The 18,608-nt window shown below is 64.1% G+C and carries 13 protein-coding genes, 2 tRNA genes and 1 pseudogene; 10 read left to right on the top strand and 6 right to left on the bottom strand.

Annotated features, from left to right (window positions below):
• Positions 1–149: 149 nt before the first annotated feature.
• Positions 150–1,145, top strand: coding sequence for a D-2-hydroxyacid dehydrogenase family protein (locus GJ699_RS10405; protein ID WP_154375768.1), 996 nt, complete (start codon positions 150–152; stop codon positions 1,143–1,145).
• Here GJ699_RS10405 and GJ699_RS10400 read toward each other — a convergent pair.
• On the bottom strand, positions 1,142–1,909 hold the full coding sequence (locus tag GJ699_RS10400) for an L-asparaginase (protein ID WP_154375766.1): 768 nt from the start codon (positions 1,907–1,909) through the stop codon (positions 1,142–1,144). The genes GJ699_RS10405 and GJ699_RS10400 overlap by 4 nt on opposite strands.
• 120 nt (positions 1,910–2,029) lie before the next feature.
• On the opposite strand from GJ699_RS10400, the gene GJ699_RS10395 reads away from it, so the two are divergent.
• The gene (locus GJ699_RS10395) at positions 2,030–2,515 is read left to right on the top strand and encodes an asparaginase domain-containing protein (RefSeq protein ID WP_154375764.1); all 486 of its coding nucleotides are present in this window, start codon (positions 2,030–2,032) and stop codon (positions 2,513–2,515) included.
• 98 nt (positions 2,516–2,613) lie between these two features.
• Here GJ699_RS10395 and GJ699_RS10390 read toward each other — a convergent pair whose 3' ends face one another.
• The 3 genes from GJ699_RS10390 to dinB form a co-directional block, all read right to left on the bottom strand.
• The gene (locus GJ699_RS10390) at positions 2,614–9,363 is read right to left on the bottom strand and encodes an SPM autocatalytic domain-containing protein (protein ID WP_154375762.1); all 6,750 of its coding nucleotides are present in this window, start codon (positions 9,361–9,363) and stop codon (positions 2,614–2,616) included.
• 151 nt (positions 9,364–9,514) lie between these two features.
• Entirely contained in the window at positions 9,515–10,411 is an 897-nt protein-coding gene (locus tag GJ699_RS10385) for a recombination-associated protein RdgC (protein ID WP_154375759.1), read from the bottom strand.
• 73 nt (positions 10,412–10,484) lie between these two features.
• Positions 10,485–11,633, bottom strand: coding sequence for a DNA polymerase IV (gene dinB, locus GJ699_RS10380; RefSeq protein WP_154375757.1), 1,149 nt, complete (start codon positions 11,631–11,633; stop codon positions 10,485–10,487).
• A gap of 81 nt (positions 11,634–11,714) precedes the next feature.
• Here dinB and GJ699_RS10375 point away from each other — a divergent pair, with 81 nt between their 5' ends.
• Positions 11,715–12,548, top strand: a complete 834-nt coding sequence (locus GJ699_RS10375; RefSeq protein WP_154375755.1) for a substrate-binding periplasmic protein — start codon at positions 11,715–11,717, stop codon at positions 12,546–12,548.
• On the opposite strand, the pseudogene GJ699_RS10370 reads toward GJ699_RS10375, so the two are convergent.
• Positions 12,545–13,258 (bottom strand): annotated as a pseudogene (locus tag GJ699_RS10370) (MFS transporter); the annotation flags it as partial. The gene GJ699_RS10375 and the pseudogene GJ699_RS10370 sit on opposite strands and share 4 nt — an antisense overlap.
• Positions 13,259–13,447: 189 nt before the next feature.
• Between GJ699_RS10370 and GJ699_RS10365 the strand changes: the two are divergent.
• A tRNA-Val gene (locus tag GJ699_RS10365) sits at positions 13,448–13,523 on the top strand.
• 22 nt (positions 13,524–13,545) lie between these two features.
• Positions 13,546–13,622 (top strand) — tRNA-Asp (locus GJ699_RS10360).
• A 48-nt stretch (positions 13,623–13,670) separates the two neighbouring features.
• On the opposite strand, the gene GJ699_RS10355 is transcribed toward GJ699_RS10360, so the two are convergent.
• Positions 13,671–14,720 carry a Fic family protein gene (locus tag GJ699_RS10355; protein WP_154375754.1) on the bottom strand — a complete coding sequence of 350 codons (1,050 nt, stop codon included), beginning with the start codon at positions 14,718–14,720 and terminating at the stop codon, positions 13,671–13,673.
• A 67-nt stretch (positions 14,721–14,787) separates the two neighbouring features.
• On the opposite strand from GJ699_RS10355, the gene GJ699_RS10350 reads away from it, so the two are divergent.
• From GJ699_RS10350 to GJ699_RS10330, 5 genes are all read left to right on the top strand, one after another.
• Positions 14,788–15,879: a hypothetical protein gene (locus GJ699_RS10350; protein WP_154375752.1), complete on the top strand. Its 1,092-nt coding sequence runs from the start codon at positions 14,788–14,790 to the stop codon at positions 15,877–15,879.
• Entirely contained in the window at positions 15,870–16,472 is a 603-nt protein-coding gene (locus GJ699_RS10345; protein WP_154375750.1) for an ABC transporter ATP-binding protein, read from the top strand. The genes GJ699_RS10350 and GJ699_RS10345 overlap by 10 nt, the downstream gene beginning before the upstream one ends.
• Positions 16,473–16,552: 80 nt before the next feature.
• Positions 16,553–17,035: a cyclic nucleotide-binding domain-containing protein gene (locus tag GJ699_RS10340; RefSeq protein ID WP_154375748.1), complete on the top strand. Its 483-nt coding sequence runs from the start codon at positions 16,553–16,555 to the stop codon at positions 17,033–17,035.
• Positions 17,032–18,159, top strand: coding sequence for an AI-2E family transporter (locus GJ699_RS10335; RefSeq protein ID WP_154375746.1), 1,128 nt, complete (start codon positions 17,032–17,034; stop codon positions 18,157–18,159). The genes GJ699_RS10340 and GJ699_RS10335 overlap by 4 nt, the downstream gene beginning before the upstream one ends.
• Positions 18,160–18,238: 79 nt before the next feature.
• Positions 18,239–18,433 carry a hypothetical protein gene (locus tag GJ699_RS10330; protein ID WP_154375744.1) on the top strand — a complete coding sequence of 65 codons (195 nt, stop codon included), beginning with the start codon at positions 18,239–18,241 and terminating at the stop codon, positions 18,431–18,433.
• Positions 18,434–18,608: the final 175 nt, after the last annotated feature.

Here is an 18,608-nt window from a genome sequence, read left to right as displayed (position 1 = left end):
GGCCTTGGTTTTCGGCCGATTGTACACCCCTCAAACCGGGTTACATACAAAAATGTAGGAGAATTAGTTGACCAACGTAGTAGGCTATTCGGCTTATCTTCCAGCCTGTTATTTCCCTACGAAATTTCTTAAAAGATCGTTCATCTTCCATGAAAATCGCAATTCTTGATGATTACCAGAATGCAACCCCAAGCTTGAATTGCTTTGAGTTGTTGGCAAACCACGAAGTAAAAGTGTTCAACAGCACCACGCGCGGACTGGGTCAGCTGGCGATCCGGCTAGCGCCGTACGACGCGCTGGTGCTGATCCGTGAACGCACCGCCTTCAACCGCGCGCTGCTGGCAAAATTGCCGAATCTGAAACTGATTTCGCAGACCGGCAAGCTGGCCGGCCATGTCGACGTGGCCGCCGCCACCGAGCTGGGCATCGCGATTGCCGAGGGCGTCGGTTCGCCGACTGCGCCGGCCGAACTGACCTGGGCGCTGATCATGGCGGCGGCGCGCAAGATCGTGCCGTATGCCAACAATTTCAGGGATGGTCTCTGGCAGACCGCCTCGATCAACCCGCAGTTGAACGGGCTGGGCTTTGTGCTCAAGGGACGCACGCTGGGCATCTGGGGCTATGGCAAGATCGGCCAGCTGGTGGCCGGCTATGCGCGCGCGTTCGGCATGCGGGTGATGGTGTGGGGCAGCCAGGCCAGCCGCGATAAAGCGGTGGCCGATGGCCACACGGCGGCGCCGTCGCGCGAGGCGTTTTTTGAGCAGGCTGACGTGCTGAGCCTGCATCTGCGGCTAAACGACGCCACTCGCGGCATCGTCACCGCCGCCGATCTGGCGCGCATGCGCTCGGACGCGCTATTCGTCAACACCAGCCGGGCCGAGCTGGTGCAGCCGGACGCGCTGGAACAGGCACTGTCGAAAGGCCATCCCGGCTATGCGGCGCTGGATGTGTATCCATCCGAACCGCTGGCGGCCGACAGCCCGCTGCTGCGCATGCCCACCGTGCTGGCGACGCCACACCTGGGCTACGTCGAGCGTGACAGCTATGAGTTGTATTTCCGGCATGCATTCCAGAACGTGGTCGACTTCGCCAACGGCGCGCCGGCCAATATCCACAATCCGGATTACGCGGCGCGGGCGCGCTAGTCGGTCTGCTCCGGTACTTCCGGCAAGCCGGTCAGATTGATGCGCGGCGCCGGCATCACATGCACCTTGCTCCATAGGCCGGCCCAGCCGGGCGGCCAAGTGATGTCCGGGCCGGCGTAAGGCGGCAACGTGGCGCGCACCGGAATCACCGGCACCGGCGGCATCTCGGTCAACGGGCCGCCATCGGGGCGTTGCATGTCCAGACTGTACATATAGCCGGGCAGCAGCGCGTCGCACACGCTGGCGAACCAGGCGGTGTGATCCTCGTCGCGCCCCAGCGCCTGCGCCAGCCCCTGCGGATCGAACTTCGCCAGCGCGTGGATCAGCTCGTCGGTAGTGGCGCCCGGACTATCGCCCCAGCCCATCACCGGATTCGAGTTGTAGTCGGCGCCGGAGCCATACCAGCCCTCGCGCCACGAACGCTGCATCCAGTCGCGCGGACCGGTGAACAAATGCCAGCGCCAGTGCAGGCCGGACGGCTTGGGCCAGGAATACAGGTAGAGTTTTTGATAGCCGGCCTGATGCAGTGCGCGCACCATCGCCATCAGGCGCGCGTGCGGCATGCGGTCGGGCGGGGCGCGGCGGAACAGGATCGCCTCGCCATCGGCAAACTGCACCTCGTCGGTGGACAGGTTGAGATCAAGCGTACGCGACTCATTGCCGAAGCGGGCGGAAATCCAGCCGGTCAACAGATTGACCGTCGTGATGACGCCATAGCCACGGTGGCGGTGGAAGATAACGGTGCCGGGTGCGAGCGCTTTCATAGGGGATCGAAACACACAAAGAAACCAATATAGACGCTAGGCGCCGGCTTTTCCAGCGCAATTTGCAGTCCGGGTTTAGGTTATGATGCACATCATTTTGACTTCGCTTGAGCTTTTACCATGACCCTGCGCATCCTCGCCACCGGCGGCACCTTCGACAAACACTACAACGAACTGAACGGCACGCTCGGCTTTGCCGACAGCCACGTGCCGGACCTGCTGAAGCGCTGCCGCCTGACCATCGACGTGGCGCTGGAACAGCTGCCGCTGATGGACTCGCTGGACATGGTGGACGCCGACCGCGCCCGCATCCTGGCCTCGTGCCAGGCGGCGCCGGAGCAGGCCATCGTCATCATCCACGGCACCGACACCATGCCGCAGACGGCGGCGGTGCTGGGCCCGGCGGCGCTGGGCAAGACCATCGTCCTGACCGGCGCCATGATTCCGTATGAAATCGCCAATTCCGACGCCCTGTTCAATTTGGGCTTCGCGGCCGGCGTAGCGCAGACGCTGCCGGCCGGCGTCTACGTCGCCATGAACGGCAAAATCTTCGCCTGGGACAACGTCCAAAAAAACAAAGCCGCCGGCGTATTCCAGCCATTGTAACCGGGGGCTATCCTCCCAAAGCTACACGGGCTCTACCGTAGCGGAACGCTACGGTAGAGCCCGTGTAGCTTTGGGAGGATTGACCCCGGGTTTATGCTTTAGCGCGGCGCGGCCAGCAGCCCTTGGCTGGTCTGCAGCGCTTTCAGGCGCAGGCTTTCGTCGTCGCTGTGGGCGCTGTTGCCGCTGCTGAGGCCGGCGGCGCTGTATTGCTGTAGCGCCGAGCTCAGGCGTGCGGTGTTGGCGCTTAACGAGTCGCTGCTCGTTGTCCCTTGTGCGAACCAGACGTCGGCTGCGGTGTGGCTGGTGCCATCATCGGTGGTGTAGCTGGAGGTCAGGCCGATCAGGTTGCCATTGTCGATGGCGTCGCTGAGCTTGGCCGCCAGGCTGAGGCTGCTGATGTGCAGTTCGGCCAGGGTTTTCAATTCGCTCGCCTGGCTGATACCGTCGGCATCCGCGTCGATCCATACCCGCAACGCGCTGAACTGGGCGTCCTGCGCATCCACTACCCCATCGCCATTGCTGTCCAGCGCGGCCAGCGCTTCGTAGCCATTGCTGGCGGTGCTGCCGTCGGCCAGCTTGGTGGCGGAGCCGAACAGTTCGCTGCCGTCGTTGATGATGCCGTCACCATTGCGGTCCAGGGCCAGCAAGCCGTCGCCTTGGCCTACCCAGCCGGTGTTGCGCTGTGCGCCGGTCGCGGCCAGGTCGAATTGGACGCCTGCCTCCAGCCCCAGCGTGCTGATGCCGTTGCCATCCAGATCCAGCACCAGCGGTGTGACGAAGGTCATCGCGGCTTTCTGGTCGGCGCTGAAGGCGGCTTGCTGCGTCGTGCTGAGCGCATGGAATTGCGCCGAGCTCATCACATGGGCCTGGGTGGTGGTCAGCTGCGCCAGTTGGGCGGTGCTGAGCGCGGACAGCTGGAACGGTGTCAGCGCCTTGATCTGCTGCGTGCCGAGGCTGGCGATGTCGGCCACTTCGATCGCTTTCAGGTTCGACGGGCTGAGGTCGGCAATCAGGCCGGTGCTCATGGCCGCCAACTGGGCGCCGGACAGGGCCACCATTTGCGCCGAGGTGAACTGGTCGTTATTGTCGTGCGCGGTGATGGCGGCCACTTGCGACAGCGTCAGCGCGGCGATTTGCTGCGTGGTCAGCGCCAGCAATTGTTCGTTGCTCAGCGAGCGGATCACGCTGGTGCTGAGCGCGGCCACGTCGACCACTTCCAGCGCCGCCAGCGAGGCCGGCTTCAAACGCGCAATGGCGGACGAGTTCAGCGCCGCATACTGGGCTTCGGTCAGCGCCTGCAGTTGCGCGGTGGTCATCGCGGCCAGCAGGTTGCCATCCTTGGCGGCGGCGTTCAGCAAGGTCGGCGTGATGGCGGCGACGTCGGCCGGGTCCAGATACACCACTTGCGAGGCGCCCAGCGTGGCCAGCTGGGCGCTGGTCAGCACCGACACCTGTTCGGCGCTGAGCGCGGCGATCTGGCTGCTCTTCAGCGCCAGCAATTGCTGGGTCTTGAGCGCCACCACCGCCGATTGCTTGAGCGCGGCGATGTCTTGCGACTCCATCGCCGCCACCACGCTCAGCGGCAGCACCGCGACTTGCGCGGCGCTCAGCGCGGCCGCCTGGTCGCTGGTCAGCGCCACCACTTGCGCGCTGCTGACACCGGCAAACGCCTGGGTGCTGATTGCGGCCACCTGGGCCGTGCTGAGGGCGGCAATGCCGAGTCCCTTGCCGCCCAGCGCCGCCAGTTGTTGCGAGGTCAGCCCGGCAATCGCGGTGACGCTGATCGCCGCCAGCGTAGCGGTACTGAGGGTGGCGATTTCGGACGGTGTCAGGCTGGTGAACTGGGTGGCCGACAGCGCGTGCACCTGGTCCGAGCTCAGCACGCTGAACTGGGTCGAGGTCAGGCCGGTCAACTGCAGCGTGCTCAGCGCCGCCACCTGGGCGGTACCGAGGCCGATAAGCTGCGCCGTGCTCAGCGTGTGCAGGAAGGTCGGCGACAGCGCGTTGACCTGTTTGACGCTGAGCGCGCCAACCTGGTCGCTGCTCAGCGCGAGAATCTGGGCGCTGGTGAGGAATTGCAGCGCGCTGGTGTTGATGGCGGCGATCTGCGCCGTGCTCAATTCGTCGACATTGGCGGCCTGGCCGGCGTTGTTGACGCCCAGTGCCACGATTTGGGTGCCGTTCAGTACCGAAACCGCTTGCGTGCTGAGGGCGCCGACGTCAGCGTCCAGCGCGCGCAGGCTGGCCAGCGACAACACCGCCACCTGACGCGTGGTCAACGCGCCCACCTGGTCGGTGCCGAGCGCGTTGATCTGGACCGTGCGCAGCGCCATCACCTGGGTCGAGGTCAGGCTGACGATCTGGCGTGAGGTCAGGCTTTGCAGCTGGTCGGCGCTCAGTTTCACCAGCGCGCTGGTGGTCAGGCCAGCCACCGCCTGGGTGTTCAGCGCCGCCACGTCGTCGTCCGACAGGCTGGCCACTTTGGTATCCGACAGCGCGCCGACCTGGGCGCTGCTCAGCACGGCGATCTGGTCGGTGCCGAACGCGGCCAGCTGGCTGATGCTCAGCGTCGCCATCTGCGCGGTGCCGAGGCCGACGATGGCACTGGTGCGCAACGCCGCCAGGTCTTCGTCTTCCAGGCTGGCCACCGCGCTCAGCGACAGCGCCGCCAACTGGCTGCTACTGATCACCGCCGCATCGTCGGTGCTGATGGCCACCGCTTGGGCGGCGGTCAGCCCGCTCAGCGCGGCCGTGCTCAGCGATGCGAACTGGCTGGTGCTCAGTTCGGCAAACTGGTCGGAGGTCAGGCTCGCCATCTGGGTCGAAGTCAGGCCGCGGATGGTGCTGGTTTTCAGTGCGGCGATGTCTTCCAGATCCAGCACGCGCAGATCGGCATTGGTCAGCGCGGCCAGCTGGACGCTGCTCAGCGCCGCCACCTGATCCGAGCTCAACGCCTGTGCTTGCTGGGTGCGCAGGCCGACCAGCGTGGCGGTACGCAGCGCGGCGATCTGCGCCGTGGTCAGGGCAGCGATGGCGGTATCGCCACTGCCATAGGGATCGTTGCCCAGCACGCTCAACTGCGATGAGCTGAGCGCGGCAATCGCGGCCGGCTTCAGCGCCGCCAGGTTGTCGCTGCTGATAGCGGCGATTTCCTTCAGCGACAGGCCGGCCACTTGCGCCGAACTCAGCGCGGCAACCTGGGCCGATGCAAGATTCACCATCTGATCCGAGGTCAGCCCGTTCAGCTGCACGGTGGTCAGTGCTGCGATCTGACGTGTGCTCAGCGCCGCCACCTGGTCGGTGCTCAACGAGGCCAGCGCGCGCGTGGTCAGTCCGGCGATCACGGCGGTGTTCAGCACCGGGATATCGTTCAATTCCAGTCCCTGCAAGCCGTCCGAGCTGAGCGCCGAGAATTGTGCCGAGCTCAGGCCGGCGATCTGGGCGCTGGTCAACGCCGCCACCTGATCGCTGCCCAGCACGGCGGCCTGGCGCGTGGCCAGCGCCGCCAGTGTGGCGACGCGGATTGCGGCCAGATCGTCAGTGCCCAGCGCGACGATATCGGCGGTGCTCAACGCGCTCAGCTGCAGCGTGCTCAGCACAGCGGCCTGTGCGGTGCTCAACGCGACGATCTGGTCGACCGTCAGGCCGGCGATGGCGCGCGTGCCCAGCGCGCTGAACTGCGCCGTGGTCAGTGTGCCGAACAGATTGCTGCCGGATGGATCGGCACCCAGCGCCGCCAGCTGCGCGCTGCTCAGCGCCAGCAGATTGGAAGTACTCAGCGCGCGCATGGCGTCGCTGCCGAGCACCGACACATCGTCGGCGCTCAGGCCGGGCAGGTTGCGGGTATTGAGGCCAAGAATCTGAGTGGTTTCCAGCGTACTCACCTGCTCCGGACTCAGCGCCGCCAACTGCTGGCTGGTGAGGACGGCAAACTGCTGCGAGCTCAGGCTGTCCAGCTGGTCCGAGCTCAGCCCGGCGATCATGTCCGGCGACAGCGCGGCGATAAAGGTCAGGCCCAGCCCGGCCAGGCTTGCGCTGGAATAACCATCGACCACACCGCTCGGCAGCACGCTGAGCTGGCGCGTGCTCAGCGCCTGGAATTGCGCCACCGTCATCGCTGCCAGCTGGTCGCTGGTCAGCGCCACGATTTGCTGCGTGGTCAGGGCCGCGATGGCGGCGGTTTTCAAGGCCACCAGGTCGGCGGTTTCCAAGGCGGCGATATCGTCCGGGACCAGGCTGCGCACCTGGTCGCTGCTGAGGGCGGCGGCCTGGCGGGTCGACAGCGCCACCACTTCATCGGTGGTCAAGCCCTGCAGCGTGGCGGTGCGCAACGCGACGATTTGCTGCGTGCTCAGCACTTGCACATCGCTGTCCAGCGCGCTCAGCTGCGCGGAACTCAGGGCGGCGATCGCCATCGTGCTCAGCGCGGCGACGCCGGCGCTGTTAATGGCGGCCACGGTATCACTGCTGAGGCCAGTGATCTGACGCGAACTCAGCGCGCCGATGGTGGCCGACCGCAGGCTGGCGATCTGGTCGGTGGTCAGCGAATTCAGTTGACCGGTGCTGAGCGCGCTAATCTGGCGCGACGACAAGCCGCTCAGTTGGTCGGTGGTCAGCACGATCAGCGTATCGGTGGCGATGCCGGCAATGGTGGCGGTGGCCAGCGCGCCAAAATCGGCGCTTTCCAGACCCAGCAAGCCGACATAGTCGATGGCGGCAAACTGCCGGCTGCTCAGCACGCTAGCCTGCAAGGTACTGAAAGCGCTGACCTGGTCGGCGCTCAACAGCGCCAGCTGGGCGCTGTTCAGGCTGGCGATAACGCTGGTGTTGAGCGCGGCCAGGTCGGCGGTTTGCAGCACCGACACCAGATTGGTGCCGATGGCGCTGGCCTGGGCGCTGCTCAGCACGGCAGCCTGGGTGGTGGTCAGCGCGACGATCTGGTCGCTGCTGATGGCGGTCAACGCGCGCGTCGCCAGCGCGACGATCTGCGCCGTGGTCAGCACGCCGAACAGGCTGCCGCTGACGGCGTCGCCCAGTTCCGGCAACTGGCGCGAATTCAGCGCGGCGATGGCGGTGGTGCTGAGCGCGCGCATGGCGGCACTGCCCAGCACGGCGATATCGTCACTGCCCAACGCACCGACCTGCAAGGTGCCGAGACCGAAAATCTGCTTCGAGCTCAGCGAGGCGATCTGGGTGGTGGTCAACGCCGCGATCTGGTTCGTGCTCATGACGGCGAAATGGCTGGAGCGCAGGCCGGCCAGTTGCGCCGTGCTGAGCGAGAACAGCAGCGATGGATTCAGCAGCGGCACCGCGCTGGTGGTCAGCGCGGCCAAATCGGCGCTGGACAGGCCGGCGATGGTGTCGCTGTTGATGGCGGCCACCTGGCGGCTGCTCAACGCGGAGAATTGGGTGGTGCTGAAGGCGGCCAACTGGTCGCTGCTCAACACCGCGATCTGTTTGGTGGTGAGCGCGGCGATGGCATAGGTCTTCAGCGCGGCGATGTCGGCCGTTTCCAGCGCCTGCACCGCGTCGGTCGACAGCGCCACAATCTGGCTGCTGCCCAGCGCACCGGCCTGACGCGTGCTCAACAGCGCGATCTGATCGGTGTTGAGCGCCGCGACCTGCCTGGTGCTCAGCGCGGCGATCTGCAGCGTGGTCAGCGAGGCCAGCGCGCTGTAATCGGCGCCGCCCAGCGCGCTCAGTTGCAGCGTGCTGAGCGCATTCAGTGCGGTGGTGCTCAGATAGGGCAGATCCGTGCTGTCCAGCGCCAGGATATCGTCGCTGGACAGGCCGGCGGTCTGGCGCGTGCCCAGCACGCCCAGCTGAGTGGCGCGCAGATTGGCGACCTGGTCGACCGTGAGGCCGGCGAACTGGGCGCTGCTCATCGCCACCAGCTGCGCGGTGGTGAAAGCGCGCGTCTGGTCGGTGCTGAGCGCCGCCAACAGCGTGGTGCCAAGGCCGGCGATATTGGCCAGGCTTAAAGCGGCCACGTCGGCGGTCGGGATGCCGGTCAGTGCGTCGGTGCTGAGCGCGGCCACTTGCTTGGTGCTCAGCGTGGCAAACTGGGCGCTGGTGAAGCCGCCCACCTGAGCCGAGCTCAGTAGCGCCAGCTGGGCGGTGCTGAGGCCGGGGATGGCGGTCAGCCGCAGCGCGCCCAGATCCTGCGATTCCAGCACCTGGATATCGTCGCTGGACAAGGCACCCACCTGGGCCGAGCTCAGCGCCACTGTCTGGCGCGTGGTCAGCGCCACCGTCTGGCTGGCGGTCAGCGCCGCGATCTGTTTGGTGCTGAGCACCGCGATCGCCGAGGCGCTGAGCGCGGCAATGCCGGCGTCGCTGATGGCCTGGATTTCATCGGTGGTCAGCGCCATCGACTGGCGGCTGGTCAGCGCGGCAAACTGCTTGCTGGACATCTGCGCCACATCGCTGGGGTCCAGCTGGGCGATGATGGCGGTGTTCAACACCGCCAGGTCGGCCGCTTCAAACGCGGCAATCGCGCCGACCGGCAATTTGCTGAAGGCCAGCGTGCCCAGCGCGGCCGCCTGGGCGGTGTTGAAGGCGGCAATCTGGTTGTCGGTCATCAAGCTCAGCAGCGCGTCGGCGGCGGCGCCGGCGGCGTTCAGCACGGTGGCCTTCAGCGCGGCCACGTCCTGGGTGCTCATCACCGACATGTTGAGCGGGCTCAGCGCAGCCAACTGCTTGCTGCTGAGCGCGGCGACCTGGTCGGTGCGCAGCGCCGGCACCTGCGTCGAAGTCAGGTCCACGATGTCATCCGTGGTCCAGGCGGTGATCTGCGCCACAGTCAGATTCGCGATTTGCTGAGTGCTTAAACCGATCGGCCCGCTCATAGGAAGTTCCTTATTTGCTAAGACATTCACTATAGCAGAAATTGCTTAAATTTCCACAGGGCAATAGCAAATTTTTGCATCGGCGCCACAATGAAAAATGCCGCGAAATCAATGACTTCGCGGCATTTTTAGCGGTACGGCAAGAAGCGGATCAGGCCTTGGCTTCGCCGCCCAGCGCTTCCACCACGTCGGCCATCAGCTTGGCCAGTTCGCCGGTCATCAGCATGAAGTCGCCGTCGAAGCGTTCGTCGTCGTTGCGCACGCCGGCGTCCTTCTCGTTCAGCACGTCCAGCGGCTTGACGCCCTTGATCGCCAGCGATTCGGTCAGCACGAAGGAAATCTTGCTGTCCCAGGTCATGGCCAGGCGGGTGCACTGCTTGCCGTTGGCGATGTGGCGACGCACTTCTTCCGGGTCCAGCGAGTGCTTGACGTAACGTACCGCCGCCTTGCTCTCGCCGGTGGCGCGCAGTTCGGTATCCATATCAACCGTGAAGCCGGCCGGCGCTTCGTCGGTTTGCAGCCATTCGGTCATCACGCCCACCGGCGAGCGCTGCACGCGCAGGCTTTCCAGCGGCATGCGGTCAACCGCCTTCAGCAGCAGCTTGATGACTTCATCGGCCTTGGCCGGCGAGGCCGCGTCCACCACCAGCCAGCCGTTGACCGGGTCGATCCAGGTCCAGACGTTGCTGCGGATCGAGAAGGCGCGCGGCAGCAGCTCGTCGGCCACGCGTTCCTTCAATTCCTTCATGGCTTTCTTGCCGGGAGCGAAACCTTGCGCTTCTTCCATCTCGGCGGCGCGGGCCTTGGCCACCTGGTTGATGACCGAGTTCGGCAGCAGCTTTTTCTCGGTGCCCAGCACCATCAGCATTTGCTTGTTGACCACGTGCACCAGGCCGCCGTTCGGACGCGGCTTGTCCCAGCCCTGGCGCAGCAACTCATTGCTGCTGGCGGGCGAGAAGGATTGCGACGACAGCGCCTCTTCCAGTTGTTCGGGGGTGTAGGCCCAAGGGGCCGGCAGACGGTAAATCTGTAGATTCTTGAACCACATAAAGTTGACTGGCCTTGTTTCAGAAAGTGAGCAAAAAAGAGCGACATTTTACACGCTGCCGCCGGGCGCGGGCTCAGGCGAACAAGTCGCCCTGCACCGGTTGTGGCGCGCGCGCCATGGCGCCGGGTGGTTCCAGCGTGCTGGCGCGCACCCCGAGCAGGCGCAGCTTGCGCTGCAGCGGCACCCGCTTCAGGCATTCGCGCGCGGCCTGCAGGATGGCGCCGGCATCGGCCACCGGTTGCGGCAGCGTCACATTGCGGCTGACGATCTGGAAATCGTCATAGCGCAGCTTGATGCTGATGGTGCGGCTGACATAGCCCTTGCGCTTCAAATCCTCCTCCAGCCGCTCGCACAGCTTGACCAGGATGGCCGACAGCGCCTCGCGGTCCTGGCGCGCGTGCAAGTCACGCTCGAAGGTGGTTTCGCGCGACATCGACTTGCTCTCGCGGCTGGTGGAGATGGCGCGCTCGTCGATGCCCTGCGCCACCCGCGCCAGCCAGGCCGCGTAATGCGCGCCGAAATAATCCTGCAGCAGTCCCTGGTCGGCCTGCGCCAGCTGGCCCACGGTTTCGATGCCGAGCCCGGCCAGCTTGGCGGTGGCCTTGGGGCCGATGCCGTTGACCTTGCGCACGCTGAGCGGCCAGATGCGGGCCGGGATGTCGTCAAAGCCCAGCAGGGTCAGGCCGTTCGGCTTTTCCAGGTCGGAGCAGATTTTCGACAGCAGCTTGTTGGGCGTGACGCCGATCGAGCACGTCAGGCCGGTGGCGTCGAACACCGCCTGCTTGATGCGCGTCGCCAGCTCGCGGGTTTCGCCTTCGACCTCGGTCAGGTCGATGAAAATTTCATCGATGCCGCGATCCTCGATGTCGGGCGCGATGGCGGCCACCGCTTCCTTGAACAGCCGCGAGTAATGGCGATAGGCGTCGAAGGTGGCCGGCAGCAGGATCGCGTCCGGCGCCAGCTTGGCCGCCTTCATCATGCCCATCGCCGAACCGACGCCAAACGCGCGCGCCTCGTAGGTGGCAGTGGTGATCACGCCCCGGCCGACGTAGTCGCGCAGCCGGGCGAACGCGTACGAACCATCGGCGCGCTGCTCGGGCGCATGGCCACGGCCGCCGATCACCACCGGCTGGCCGCGCAGCTGCGGATAGCGCAACAGCTCGACCGATGCGAAAAACGCATCCATGTCGAGATGGGCAATGCGGCGCTCGGCTTCAGCCATGATGCGGGGAGAATCACTGTAAATAAACACAGTATCCCCGGAAACTATCCAAGATGCAAGAGAGCGCGTTAAACTGCTTGCATGACCTCCCGCTTGTTCACCGTTCTGCTGGCATGCTGGTTGCCGCTTGCCGGCGCTCAGGCGGCGCCGCTCGCCTGTGCCCCGGCGCGGGTCGGCGTCAGCGATCTCGGCTACTCGTCCTACTGGGATGGCAAGGCGGTCCGGGGCAGCAATGTCGACGTGCTGGCCGAGGTGCAAAAGCGCAGCGGCTGCGTGCTGACCCTGCAGTGGTATCCGCGCGGCCGGCTGTACGCGATGTTTTCCAACAACGACCTGGAGCTGACCGGCGCCGCGCTGCGCTCGGTCGAACGCGATCGTCATGGCGTCTGGCTGCCTTACACCTACACCCATTTCGAACTGGTGCTGACCAAGAAAGTGGGGCATTTTCGCAGTCTGGCCGAGTTTGTCGACCACAGCACGGCGCGCCTGAATGTGGCGCGCGGCGTGTTCTACAGTCCGCAAGCCCAGGCGCAGCTGGACCGCTTGCAACAGCAAGGGCGGCTGGAATACGTCAACGATTACAACGTGGTGTTCCACAAGATCCGCGCCGGCCGCGCCGAGGGCACGCTGGCGCCGGCCACCATCCACCTGCTGAACCAGAAGCAGTTCGGCCTGCTGGGCAAGATGAGCGCCGGCACCATCAGCGAATCGCCGCGCACCATGGTCGGCTTGTACGTTTCGCTCAAGGTGCCGCCGCAGGTGCGGCAACGCTATGCGGACGCGCTGCGCTCGATCGTGGCCGATGGCACCATGCAGAAAATCTACGCGCGCTATCTGGACGCGGACACCATCCATCGCCTGTTTGACGATGGCACCCAGGCGTTGCTCGACGCCCTGCCGCCGTCCGATCACTAACCGCGCCGCACCGCCGTCACCACCAGCAACGCGCCGAACAGCAGACTAACGGCAATCAACACCATGCCGCTGGCGGTACTGCTGGTGGCGTCGCGGATCGCGCCCACCAGATACGGCGCCACAAAGCCGGCCAGGTTGCCGACCGAATTAATCAACGCGATCCCGGCCGCCGCCGCCGTCCCGCCCAGCAGCGCGGTCGGCAAACTCCAGAAAATCGGGAAGGTGCTGAGAATGCCGGCCGTGGCCACGCTTAGCGCCGCCAGCGCGACCGGCGTGCTGTCGCTGTAGACCGTGGCGATGATCAGCCCAACCGCGCCGGCCAGCTCGCGCGCCAGCGTTTGCTTGTCCCCGGTGCTGAGCCAGCGTGCGGCGTGAATGCCATCGTCCAGGTAAAACAAAGTCCAGACGCCGAGCAGCACCGACGGCAAGCCCTCCAGCAGGAACAGCCACTGCCAGCCGCTCCAGCCATGCACGCCGTCGAAGCTTTTCATGATCCAGCCCGATAGCGGACCGCCAACCACGCCGGCCACCGCCCCCCCGCTCATGAACAGCGCCACCATGCGCGCGCGGCGGCGCGCCGGATACCAGTAGGTCAGGTACAGGATGATGCCGGGGAAGAACGTGACCACGCTGTTGGTGAACATCAGCGCCGACGAGATCACACCCCAGCTGATCATGATGCGGGCGATCCAGATGCGCGCGCCGGTGCGCGTCATCCGCAGATCAACCGCCAGCTGACGCGACTGTACAACGTATCAAGATTGTCATTCATCGATAGGTAAAAACAATTTTCTAAATAATTTTCAAAAACCCTTGCGAAACTGAATTCGCCCCCTGTAGAATACGGCCTCGTTCAGCAGTTGTGACAAACAAATGAAGTAACTGCAGGAAGTTTTACTGGGTGCTTAGCTCAGTTGGTAGAGCGGCGCCCTTACAAGGCGTAGGTCGGGAGTTCGACCCTCTCAGCACCCACCAGTAAAACTTTTGAAGACGAATTGGAGCGGTAGTTCAGTTGGTTAGAATACCGGCCTGTCACGCCGGGGGTCGCGGGTTCGAGCCCCGTCCGCTCCGCCAATATTCTAAAGGCCAGATGCTTGCATCTGGCCTTTTTCTTTTTCAGCATTAACGTAACTCGTACCAGACTCCGCGACCGCTACCCCGCTGATTCAGATGCCCCTGCTCGACGAGATTGCGGAAATGCTGTTTCAAGGTGTTGCGGCTACTCGCAGTGAGTCGGATCGCCTCCGCCATGGTGATGCGCCCATGTTCTCGAACAAACTCCACGATGTGGAGTGACAGCTCAGGCAAAGCAGCCAACACAATATTCTCGCGCTCGATCTTCTGCTCCAGTCGCCGTACTTGCTCCGTCAACGACCGCAGGAAAAAGAGCAGCCAAGGCTGCCAATTGGGACTGTCACTCCGGATAGACGCTTGCGTCTGCCGCAATGCCAGGTAATAAGCTTCCTTACTCGCTTCAATCACGCTCTCAAGAGAACTGTACGGCACGTACGTATAACCGGAACGCAGAAGAAGCAAGGTGGTGAGCACTCGGCTCAATCGACCGTTCCCATCCTGGAAAGGATGTATTTCAAGGAACACAACGTCAAAAATCGCAATAACCAACAAGGGGTGTAAATGCGCGTGGCGTAATTCCTGAACGGTCCAGTCGACCAGTTCGCTCATCAAACGTGGGGTATCAAAAGGTGAGGCGGTTTCGAATATCACTCCTAACTGCTTACCTTCCGCATTAAATGCAGCGACACTATTGGCACTGGTTTTGTATGCTCCGCGATGGCGCTCATCTTTTTCGCTATGGCGCAGCAGAACCTGATGCAGCTGTTTGATATGGTTCTCAGTGACAGGAATGTTCTGCCACGAATGAAAAACGAGTTCCATGACGTTGGCATAACCAACCACCTCCTGCTCGTCGCGCGTGGAGAAAGATCGTATCTCAAGACTAGAGAGCAAGCGCTCAATCTGACGATCAGAAAGCTTGCTACCTTCAATTCGCGTCGAAGATCCGATACTTTCGATGGTTGCGACATGCCGCAGCGCCGACAAACGGTCTGGTGCGAGTCTTCCCAAGGCGCGCCAAGCACCTTTGAATTCATCGATCCGGGCGATAAGCGTCAGGATCTCTGGCGTGATGTGCAGAGTCTCTGTGTGCAGCATGCGACCAATAATACACCCATTAACACCCAATTAATCCAGCCTCGACAGCAGATGATATTCTTGCAGAATGTTAGATTCTTACCTCCGCTTCCGCCTCCACCTGGCGCGGCATGCGCTGCTGCAGTTCGTGGCCAGTCTCCAGAGTTCGCTTGAATACATCTTGCTGGCGTTTGCGCCGGTGATGCTGGGCTTGTTCGCCTGCATCGCCTTACCCGGCCTGTTTGCGGCGACGCTGCCGTGGCCGCAGGCGCTGGGCCTGTTCGCCGCGCAGACGCTGCTGGCCAGCGCACCGGTGTATTTGCTGCGCAAACGCCTGCATCCGGCCGCCGTGCTGACGTGGAGCCTGCCGCTGCCCATCGCGCCGCGCAGCAAATGGAGCGCCGATGCGCTGGTGGCCGGCATGCTGGTTGGGCCACTCAGCCTGGCCTATGCGGCGTCCACCGCGATCTGGCTGTATCAATGGCCGGACTGGCTGCGACCAGTGGTGACACCGGCACTGCTGCTGACGCTGGCCTCCTTGCTGCTGGCCTGGCTGCTGTCGACACTGACGCTGGCGCGCCGCGCGCGCATGCCAGCCGCCCGCAAACCACCCCGCAGCAATCCGCCCGCCACCGTCTATCTGCCCACGCGCCACGCGCACGCCTTGCCCTACTACTGGCGCCAACTGTTCTGGCTGCCGTTCTGGCGCGCCGAAAACGTGGTCGGCTTCCAGCAGACACTGCTGCTGGCCGGCGCGCTGCTCAGCGTCGGCGCCTGGATCTGGCATCCGCCGCTGGTGCCGCCAGCGCTGTGGGGTGCCTGCACCGCGCTGCTGACCATGCTGCTGACCGATCGTGGCGATAAAGCCGTAGCCGAACAAATCACCCTGCTGCGCCCGGTCGCGGCGGCGTGGCCGCTCAACCCCGAGCGCCTGTACCGCGCCGCCACGCTGTTCACGCTGCTGCCGGCCGCCACTGTGCTGGCCGGCTTTGCGTTGCTGACGCTGGGCCGCCCCAGCAGCGGTTACAGCCGCACCGTGGCCGTGGTCTGGCTGTGCGCCGCCGCGCTGGCGCAACTGGCCATCGTCGCGCTGCGCCGCCTCAGCACGCGCGGCCGCGTCGGCCTGGTGCTGGGCGCCATCCTCCTCCTGACCGCCATTGGAAGCGAACTATGGAATTAAGAATCGAACAGCTCAACTTTGAATATGCCAGCCACCCGCTGTTCCGCGAATTCAATCTGACGCTAACTCCCGGCATCACCTGGCTGCGCGGCGAGAACGGCGCCGGCAAGACCACGCTGCTGAAACTGGCCGGCGGCGCGCTGACGCCGCACGCCGGCGCCATCTGGCTGGCCGACATCGAAATCCACGCCCAGCCGCTGGTGTACCGCCGCCATTGCTACTACTGCGGCGGCGACACGCCGCAACTGCCGTGGCTGACCGTTCGCGAGGTACTGGACATGCACGTCGCGCTATACAGCGCCGATGCCGAGCATCTCAACACCGAACTGGCCGCCTTCCACCTGCTGCCGACACTGGATCAGCCGGTCACCACGCTGTCGCTAGGCCAGCACAAGAAGATGCAACTGGCGCTGGCCCTGTCGCTGCCGGTGCGCCTGCTGCTGATCGACGAGCCCTTCAACGGTCTCGACGCCGACGCCATGGCCTACCTGCGCCAGCAACTTTCAACGCCGGAGCGACTGGCGCGCCAAGTCATCCTGCTGACCAGCCATCTGGAACCGATTCTGCCCTTGGTAGGAACTCTGCAACTGTGATTTTTCAGCAACAAGTGCCCAGTAAACAAGCAAAACCGGCGACAATGGTGTTGCCCCCCCTTCCCCTGCCTGGAGTTCCCTTGATTTTCGGTTTCCTCAAATCGCCCGAGCTGTCGCCGCGCCTGCTGCGACTGAGAGATTCGGCCCTGTTCTCGACACTGACGCCGCTCGAACTGAAAATCGTCGACGGCCTGATGCACGAGCGCCGCTATCTGGCCGATGAAATCATCTTCGACGAGGGCGAGGAAGGCCAGGCGCTGTATCTGGTGATGTCGGGCCGCGTCATCATCAGCCGCCAGTTGGCGGAGACGCGCGAGGTGGTGGCCGAACTGTTGCCCGGCTCCTTCTTTGGCGACCTGGCGCTGCTGGACAACTCGCCACGCAACGCACAAACGCGCGCGCTCGACAATTGCGAACTGGCGGTGTTCTTCCGTGCCGACTTCATGGGCCTGATGGATACCGATCCCGTGATCGGCTATAAAATCTCGCTGGCCCTGGCGCGCCACATCGGCCAGCGCCTGCGCGACTGGATGACCGGCAAGCCGCAACTGGAAGCGCTATGAATCTGCTGCCGTCTCAACAGCGCGGCGGACCGGTGGTGTGGAGCGGCATCATCGCCGCCACCTGCGTGCTGCTGTTCCTGCTGCAGCAGATGCTGTTCCTGGCCATCCCCTTCCTGCTTGGCATCGTGCTGTACTACATCCTGCAACCGCCGGTGCAGCGCCTGATCCGCACCGGCTTCAGCCAGAGCGCCGCCACCCTGCTGGTCGGCGCCGTGTTCGTGCTGCTGGTGACGCTGGCGGTGCTGGCAGCGGTGTACTGGAAATCCGCGCCGGGACCATCGTCGCAAGAGATACTCGGCATCTACCTGGCCGGTGGGCTGGAGTTCGTGCGTCATACCATGGTGGCGCTGGAAGAACAGTTCCCCATCCTGCGCCAGGCGCAACTGGCCGACACCGTCAACCAGCGCATGAGCGAATTCACCGGCGCCTTCATCCAGTCGCACCTGACCGACATCCTGGTGACGGTGGTGGGCTGGCTGCCGTCGATGCTGCTGGCGCCGTTCCTGACCTTCTTCTTTTTGCGCGATGGCCTGCGCTTCAAAAAATTCCTCGCGCGCGCGGTGCCGAACGCCTTCTTCGAACGCACGCTGTGCCTGCTGCACGAAGTCGACCAGACCGCGCACCGCTACTTCCAGGGCTTGCTGCGCCTGACCATGCTGGACACGGTGGTGCTGGCGCTGGGCCTGTGGGTGATTGGCGTTTCCTCGCCGCTGGTGCTGGGCCTGATCGCGGCGGTGCTGGCCTGGGTGCCGTACGTCGGCTCCATCGTCGGCTGCATGCTGGTGGTGATGGTGGCCTCGACCGATGCGCCATCCAACCCATCGGTGGCCTACCTGGCGATCTGCGTCTTCATCCTGGTGCGCCTGCTGGACGACTTCGTGTTCATGCCGCTGACCTTGGGGCGCAGCCTGCACATCCATCCACTGATCACCGTGCTGATGATCTTCATCGGCGGCTCGGTGGCCGGCGTGGCCGGGCTGATGCTGGTGCTGCCTTTGCTGGGCGTGGTGATGGTAGTTGGAGAAACCCTGGGCCGCCTGATCACCGACCCACGCCTGCGCGCCCGCCACCGCAACGCCATGGACCTGCGCGCCAAACAGGCCAGCTACGACCTGAGCGTCTAGACCTGCGTCAAACTCGCATCAACCGTGCGCCGCTTCATGCGGCGTACACTGGCCAAAGACCCCTACCGGAGGCCACATTATGAGATTCGACAATCTTACCTCGGCAGAAATCCGCGAAATTTGCCGTGCCGTGGATGAAGACATGCGCAACGAACGTGCCGGTAAGCCTAGACCAAAGAGGTTCTTCGACGACTGGCCCAGCGCACAGTTCACTAGCGAAGAGATTCGGGCCGCATTAGACGCAGCGTGGAAAGAGACGTTCAAAATTAAATGAGCCATCATCATGCCCGCCATGTATCAATTGCTGGCGCAGGAATGCAGCAGCGAAGTCCTCGCTATCTTTGCCTACACCGTTTATTTGGTTTCCGGGGATTGGATACCATGCTCAGCGAATTCGGTCGTGACTCTGGGGTGCTGCGTAAATAAAAACGGGAGCCAAGGCTCCCGTT

Origin of the sequence: Duganella guangzhouensis (assembly GCF_009674535.1) — a bacterium.
Classification (GTDB): Bacteria; Pseudomonadota; Gammaproteobacteria; order Burkholderiales; family Burkholderiaceae_D; genus Rugamonas; species Rugamonas guangzhouensis.
This window is presented reverse-complemented; position numbering and strand designations above follow the sequence as displayed.

What these genes read in the sequence shown, in the direction of transcription:
- GJ699_RS10405 (WP_154375768.1), top strand. Translation starts at nt 150, where the DNA reads ATGAAAATCGCAATTCTTGATGATTACCAGAATGCAACCCCAAGCTTG.
- GJ699_RS10345 (WP_154375750.1), top strand. Translation starts at nt 15,870, where the DNA reads ATGGAATTAAGAATCGAACAGCTCAACTTTGAATATGCCAGCCACCCG.
- GJ699_RS10330 (WP_154375744.1), top strand. Translation starts at nt 18,239, where the DNA reads ATGAGATTCGACAATCTTACCTCGGCAGAAATCCGCGAAATTTGCCGT.
- dinB (WP_154375757.1), bottom strand. Translation starts at nt 11,633, where the DNA reads ATGGCTGAAGCCGAGCGCCGCATTGCCCATCTCGACATGGATGCGTTT.
- GJ699_RS10390 (WP_154375762.1), bottom strand. Translation starts at nt 9,363, where the DNA reads ATGAGCGGGCCGATCGGTTTAAGCACTCAGCAAATCGCGAATCTGACT.
- GJ699_RS10375 (WP_154375755.1), top strand. Translation starts at nt 11,715, where the DNA reads ATGACCTCCCGCTTGTTCACCGTTCTGCTGGCATGCTGGTTGCCGCTT.
- GJ699_RS10350 (WP_154375752.1), top strand. Translation starts at nt 14,788, where the DNA reads ATGTTAGATTCTTACCTCCGCTTCCGCCTCCACCTGGCGCGGCATGCG.
- GJ699_RS10385 (WP_154375759.1), bottom strand. Translation starts at nt 10,411, where the DNA reads ATGTGGTTCAAGAATCTACAGATTTACCGTCTGCCGGCCCCTTGGGCC.
- GJ699_RS10355 (WP_154375754.1), bottom strand. Translation starts at nt 14,720, where the DNA reads ATGCTGCACACAGAGACTCTGCACATCACGCCAGAGATCCTGACGCTT.
- GJ699_RS10400 (WP_154375766.1), bottom strand. Translation starts at nt 1,909, where the DNA reads ATGAAAGCGCTCGCACCCGGCACCGTTATCTTCCACCGCCACCGTGGC.
- GJ699_RS10335 (WP_154375746.1), top strand. Translation starts at nt 17,032, where the DNA reads ATGAATCTGCTGCCGTCTCAACAGCGCGGCGGACCGGTGGTGTGGAGC.
- GJ699_RS10395 (WP_154375764.1), top strand. Translation starts at nt 2,030, where the DNA reads ATGACCCTGCGCATCCTCGCCACCGGCGGCACCTTCGACAAACACTAC.